The sequence below is a fragment of the Candidatus Babeliales bacterium genome, assembly GCA_035288105.1.
GTDB lineage: Bacteria > Babelota > Babeliae > Babelales > Vermiphilaceae > SOIL31.
Genome location: DATEAY010000064.1, coordinates 1 through 6,522, shown reverse-complemented (window position 1 = coordinate 6,522; position 6,522 = coordinate 1). Strand labels below are relative to the sequence as shown.

General features: G+C 36.4%; 7 protein-coding genes. 3 read left to right on the top strand and 4 right to left on the bottom strand.

The genetic code is table 11. The features are described from left to right. The first annotated feature begins 131 nt into the window (after positions 1–131). The 3 genes from VJJ26_03495 (at position 132) to polA (ending at position 4,095) form a co-directional block, all read left to right on the top strand. Positions 132–536: a hypothetical protein gene (locus VJJ26_03495; protein HLC07226.1), complete on the top strand. Its 405-nt coding sequence runs from the start codon at positions 132–134 to the stop codon at positions 534–536. 153 nt (positions 537–689) lie between these two features. Further along, the gene (locus tag VJJ26_03490; GenBank protein HLC07225.1) at positions 690–1,337 is read left to right on the top strand and encodes a hypothetical protein; all 648 of its coding nucleotides are present in this window, start codon (positions 690–692) and stop codon (positions 1,335–1,337) included. 31 nt (positions 1,338–1,368) lie between these two features. After that, positions 1,369–4,095, top strand: coding sequence for a DNA polymerase I (polA, locus tag VJJ26_03485; protein HLC07224.1), 2,727 nt, complete (start codon positions 1,369–1,371; stop codon positions 4,093–4,095). A 9-nt stretch (positions 4,096–4,104) separates the two neighbouring features. Here the strand turns inward: polA and VJJ26_03480 are convergent, their stop codons facing one another. The 4 genes from VJJ26_03480 to VJJ26_03465 all read right to left on the bottom strand — a co-directional run bounded on the left by VJJ26_03480 (position 4,105) and on the right by VJJ26_03465 (position 6,445). Next, positions 4,105–4,407: a hypothetical protein gene (locus VJJ26_03480; protein HLC07223.1), complete on the bottom strand. Its 303-nt coding sequence runs from the start codon at positions 4,405–4,407 to the stop codon at positions 4,105–4,107. 208 nt (positions 4,408–4,615) lie between these two features. Continuing rightward, positions 4,616–5,278 (bottom strand): hypothetical protein, encoded by a 663-nt coding sequence (locus tag VJJ26_03475; protein HLC07222.1) that lies wholly within the window; start codon positions 5,276–5,278, stop codon positions 4,616–4,618. 96 nt (positions 5,279–5,374) lie between these two features. Continuing rightward, the gene (locus tag VJJ26_03470; GenBank protein ID HLC07221.1) at positions 5,375–5,866 is read right to left on the bottom strand and encodes a YbhB/YbcL family Raf kinase inhibitor-like protein; all 492 of its coding nucleotides are present in this window, start codon (positions 5,864–5,866) and stop codon (positions 5,375–5,377) included. Positions 5,867–5,944: 78 nt separating this feature from the next. Further along, positions 5,945–6,445, bottom strand: coding sequence for a hypothetical protein (locus VJJ26_03465; protein HLC07220.1), 501 nt, complete (start codon positions 6,443–6,445; stop codon positions 5,945–5,947). Positions 6,446–6,522: the final 77 nt, after the last annotated feature.

Sequence of the window (6,522 nt, the reverse complement as noted above, 5' to 3'; positions counted from 1 at the left end):
CTTTAGTTGGCACCCCTAGGGGGTGCTACAAGCCGTCAAGCTCCCCGCTCGACGGGGACGTTATGACTTATCTAGATGCATGTTAATTTTTGTTCGTGAAAATAATTAATTTTATAAACGGGAGAGAATTAATGAAAATGCATTTATTATTGGCATCACTGTGTGTGGTTTGTTCAACGGGATCTGTAATGAGTATGGACCAACAACAAAAGCCGGTTAAAAAGGAAGCGAAGATGGAACGTCATTTGTTGTTTATACTCAACAAGGATCGTCAGATAACAGAATACGGATCAAGAAACATGGAATTTTTGGTGCCACCAAAAGAATTTTTAGGAAAAGTAATAACTGATGCTGTGCCGTTAAGTGATGGTGATAAAAAAGCAATGACTAAGGGCCTGGCAAGTGCGCGTAAGCACAATGCAACAAGAAGAGTTCCCTATGCATTGCAAGATATAAAATTTGTGGCAGCAATTAAATATCAAAAAGATAAAGATTCTTTCTCTGTAAAAGTAAGAGAATCTGAAGCGAAAAGTTAATAGCACATTACTATATATAAAAACCGGGAGAAATCCCGGTTTTTTGTTTCCTTATTTCAATTTATGGGTCTATATTGAAATAAGAGTCTAAAAAGGCTATTCTTATTTCAATCAGTGCCTTCAAAAAAATACTCTTTAAAAACGGAAATAATAGTGATAAAAAGAATAAAGGGAACCTATACAACGGTTGGTTCTATAAACTATTTTATCCCTTACCCTCTACCTCCGCACAATCAATCTTTCGTGATGGATAAAGAAATAATACATCTTTATGGTGCTACAATGTGGCAGCTGGGGCAATTAAATGGAATAACAAAGCGATTGCCAAATGAAAAACAATTTATCAAGACATATGTGATTGAAGATGTTCTTTTACCGTTTTCTATTGAAGAAATTCATAACAAATATTATATACATTTAGACAGCGTAAGAACGCAGGGTGATTTTGAAGAATGGATTAAATGTTACCTTACTGCTATAGAACAAAGTAGTTCCGATGCATATAAAAGAGTTAAGGATATAGAGATTTTAGAACAGGAAATTAAGCACACTATTACATCACATGAGTCATTTAGCAAAATACAAGAAACTGCCAATCAGGCGTTAGTCGTTTTATTTGAATATCCGGTTATAACTGCTACGGAATTAAGTGAGCATATTAACAAAAGTTACAACACTGCGAATAATATTATTACACAATTTGTTAATGTTGGCATTTTAGTGCCACATAAATCAGAGCAACAACGCAACAAACGGTATGTTTTTGAAATCTACCTAAAGGTGTTGGAAAACGAATATTAAGCAATAAATTGAAAAACCAGACAGGTTATATATGAAATTTAATGAGCAAAAAACCCTTTTTCTTATCGATGGTTCTTCTTTTTTATACCGTGCATATTATGGTCTTAAGCCATTACACACGCCATCTGGTATGCCAGTACAAGCCGTATTTAGTTTTTGTCGCATGATCAAAAAAATGATTGATCTATACGGTCCGCAGTATGTTGCTCTGGTGTGGGATAGTAAGGGCAAAACTACGCGTCATCAAATATTCCCTGATTATAAAGCAACGCGCCAAGCGCCACCGAGTGATCTTTTTGAACAAAAAGAATACATCATCCAATTCGCCGATGCAATCGGCCTCAAGCAAGTGCAACAAGTTGGGATTGAAGCAGATGATTTAATGTATGCACTTGCCAAAGATTGGCTTGATAGCGCAGATAAAGGCGTTGTTTTTGTAACGCTTGATAAAGATATGGGTCAAGCGCTTACGCTCGGTGAACATATTTACTTGCTTGATGCATTCAAAGATGAATTTTCTGACCGTGCTGCGGTCGAAAAAAAGATGGGTTTTTCTGCAGAAAAAATGCCCTTTTATTTTGCGCTACTTGGCGATTCGTCTGATAATATTCCTGGGGTTCGCGGCATTGGTAAAACAACGGCAGTTGCCTTGGTAAACCAGTTTGATTCGCTTGAGGATATGTATGCCAGATTGCATGAAATTAAAAAAGCTGGTGTAAAAACAGCGCTGTTAACATATAAAGATGATGCTTTTTTAAGTCATCAATTGTTTTTGTTGCACTATCAGCCGCTTAATGTGAGTGAACAAGATGTACATTTTGATGCAAGCACATGGAACAATGCGCGCCCATTATTTGAAGAACTTGGTTTTAAATCACTTACTGTAACAGCCGGGCAAACAAAACAAGAGCGCGCGCAAGATGTTCAAGATAAAATTATGTACTGGAAAGAACGTAATTTTATTACGGTACGTACTGTGGAGCAACTTGCAGAACTGTGTGATCATCTTACAAAACAAGGTGCATTTGCGGTGGATACCGAAACCACAGGATTGCAACCCTTAGAAGTTGAGCTTGTTGGGATATCGTTTTGTGCAGATGAGGAGCATGCCTACTATGTTCCCTGTGGACATAAAACTGATGAAGAGCAATTACCAACAGATGTTGTTCTTGCAGCATTAAAACCAATTCTGGAAGATCCCAAATGCAAAAAATATTTGCACAATGCAAAGTATGATATGTTGGTTTTTTTTCAGCATGGCATTGAGTTGCAAGGTCTTGCTCTTGATACACTCATCGGTGCAAATCTCATTATTAAAGAATGGCAAAGCGCAAGTTTAAAAAAACTATCCCATGCATTTTTTAATGAAGAAATGCTGACATTTGAAGATGTGGTGAAAGCGCAGAAATATGAAGATTTTTCGTATGTACCCATTGAAATGGCCTCATTATATTCGTGTGCCGATTCATATCAAACACTTCGTTTGGTTACCGTGATTGAAGATGCATTTACGAAAGAAAAAAAGATTTACGATCTCTACAAAAACATTGAACATCCATTAATTGAAGTTTTATATGAGATGGAAAAAGAGGGTGTTAATCTTGATGTTGATTTGTTGCAGCAGTTAGATAAAAAAGTTGTTACAGATATCACCCTGATAGAAGCAGAAATTGCAGCGGTTATAGGTAAAGATACTATTAATCTTAATTCACCACGACAAGTGGAACATCTTCTTTTTGATGTGTTGCAATTACCTCCACAAAGAAAGAGTAAGACAGGAAAATTTTCAACAGACTATGAAGTGCTTACAACACTTGCTGCCTTGCATCCAATTCCTGCACTTATTATTAAACACCGTGAGCTGACAAAGTTAAAAAATACGTACATTGATGCATTACCAACATACGTTAATACAAAAACAAATCGTGTGCATACAACATTCAGCCAAAGTGTTGCTGCAACAGGGCGGCTTGCAAGTTCAAATCCCAATTTACAAAATATTCCAGCTGATGCATCAGGTTATGGTATAGAAGTACGTGCGGCATTCAAAGCTGGCGATGACAGAGTGTTTATTTCCGCTGATTACTCGCAAATTGAGTTGCGTGTGCTTGCATATTTGTCGCAAGATAAAGCGTTAATATATGCATTTTTACAAGGTAATGATATTCACACCGAAACAGCAGCACGATTATTTGATGTAGCACTTTCTTTTGTATCAAACGAACAACGTCAGTTGGGTAAACGTATTAACTTTAGTATTTTATATGGTCTGACGCCCTATGGATTATCAAAAGATTTGAATATTTCATTTAAAGATGCAAAAAAATATATCGATCGTTATTTTGAGCAATATCCGCAAGTTTCTGCATGGATGGCATCCGTGATTGAATACACAAAAGAACATGGATATGTGGAAACATTCTGGGGACGTAGAAGATACATTCCTACAATTCATGAAAAAAACCGTACATTGTATGAAGAAGCATGCCGTATCGCAGTTAACACTGTTGCACAAGGTACAGCAGCAGAAATTATGAAGTTAGGCATGTTAGCAGTGCGCAAGGCATTATTGGAACACTATCCAACCAGTTGTATTGTGTTACAAATCCATGATGAATTGATTATTTCTGCGCCAATTGCTGACGCTATTGCAGTTGAAATGTTGGTCAAAAAAGTATTAGAATCGGTTGTTGCGTGGAATGTGCCGTTAGAAGTTTCGACGTGCAATGGCCTTGATTGGAAAGAAGTGACGAAATAAAAAAAATGGCTAGATGTTTTTTCTAGCAATCTTTTTTTTTACATCAGTATGCGTGATGTATTCATCTTCCTCTTGTAAAGTTTTATGCGCAATTGATTCAAAATAGATATCTTCTATTTCTTCTTTTTTTACTGATTTTATCAATGATGCGTTGTGGTTCAATTTTTTTGATGAGTTTTTTTGTTGGAGGCGTGCTTTAATAGATTGTCTGATCAATTCAAATTCAGGGCCTAAAGCTTCGTACTCTGCTCTTATTTTTGCATCTTTTAAAATTTCTTTTTTAAATATTTTAAAATCTGGTCTTTTATTCATGTGGTTTTCACCTCTTTATAGGTCATAAAATCTCAATTTTAAAATATTTATATCATGATTAAATATATCATATTCTTATAGTTTTACAACGGAATGTGCCATTGTAAGTTTCGACGTGCAATGGGGTTGATTGGAAAGAAGTGACAAAATATAAAAAGGGCCCCAGAATTTGGGGCCCTTTCAAATTTAAGAATTATTGTTTTGTGAATTACGCTTGCGCTTCAAGTTCTTTAATTTTGGCATCGACCATTTCTAGAAGAGGACATATGCTTGGTGTGCAATTATTAGAGCAAATCATATTAAGAACTTCAGCGAATATTTCATCAATTTGGTTCTGTGTAGTCATTGTTGCGAGAGTACCACGAGGATTATTTTGACAGTATTCTTCGTGATGTTTGGTATAGATAGGAGTAAATAATTGACGTAATGCTTTTTTTAACTTTGGATCCATATTAACTATAACAGTGGGAACATTTAAATAATACACTTCATCATTTGTTTTTCCAGTCATATTGCCATTCTCATCGTAATTGGTAACCCGTGTGAACAAATCATCGTCTTCTGGAAGTTGATCTAGAGTTAACATTTTGTTACATATAAGTTCAAATTGAGGCTTTACGTACTTGTTAATGAGTATTGTTTGCAGATCTTTAGCCTCTCTAAAGAATTCATTTATAATTTTCATTCCGAAAACGCCCTCCGGTGAACTCTGTGCCATTTCTCTTGAATCCTTGAGGTTTGATTCTACTTTAGCTTTAACACTTTTCAAATGTGTTAATATTTCTGTATTACCTGGTTGCTGTGCAACCAGCGAAGTGGTAGCGAATATTAAAAAAGTAGCGATGGAAAGTAGCTTTGTATTATAACTCATGAATATTCCCTTGGTTAATTAGTACTCTATCTGATACTTAGAATACCAGTATTTTCCAATTTGTCAATATTGGGGGCTGTTCTGGAATATGAAAGTTTATTGTTTTTTACGTTGGTACGTCCCAATAAGAGTTGTTTTTTCAAGAATGTGGCCGTGCATAGCGCTCAAAAGTTGTTCTTTTGATGCTCCTGCAGGTAAATCGAGCATAATATCAAGGGCATAGAGCGTAAAGTGATAGCGATGGGTGCCACTTGGAGGACACGGTCCGCCCCATTTTTGTGCACCATTAAAATCAGTAGCGCCCTGTAGAAAAGGTACCTCTTCTCCTGTGGATCCTTGATTTTCTACCAAAGAATCAACTGTTGCTGGAATATTAAAAACTATCCAATGAACCCACACTTTTGCAGGGCCCTCCTTTGCCAAGGCTACGGCGGACAAGGCATCAGGATCATCAACAATCAGCGCAAAGCTTTGCGTATTTTCTGGAGCATCTGACCATGCTAAAGCTGGTGATATGTTAGCACCATCACAGGTATATTGCGTTGGAATTGCCTCGTTATGGGAAAATACAGGACTTATTAATTTCATGGTTCCCTCTAAGGATATGCAACATGCTAATAAAGCTATGAGAAATAGTTTTTTGTGCATGGCGATCCTTGTTATTTTTTAATATTGGCTTGTCTGGAGTAATGCTTGTTGAGCATTTACAATAGCGTACTGCAGGTCTTGTGCTCTAGAGGCTAATTTTTGTCCCAAAAGTAAGCAACATTCTTTGTTCGCCATTGCGGAGAACAGGTTTTGTCCGAATGTATGCATACTAAGGTTGGGCAAGAAGTCTGATAAATTGAAGGTAGTTTTTACGCTTGCAAAAGACATATTTCTGTTTGCTATAGCTTCGTATTGACCATACACAATATCGTTCATTTTTGTACTAAATTCACTGCTTGCAATAAGTCGTTCAAAGATTGGTTTGACGGTTTGATAGAGTGTTGATGAGGCTTTTTCAGCCATTTTTATGCGAATACGAGCACTATTCCATGAACGCTTTATGGAATTCATTTCTGTTCGTATGTTGTTTAATTGGCTTTCAAGTTCAGAAAGTGTTTCAGCATGTGCTGTCATCGAGATAAGTGCCAAAAAAGCGGAAAAATAGATTTTTTTTAACATGTTTAATCCCATCAATAGGTTTACTCGTTCTACTGATAGGATGGCATGTTTTTGTTCTATTTGTCAATAATACACAA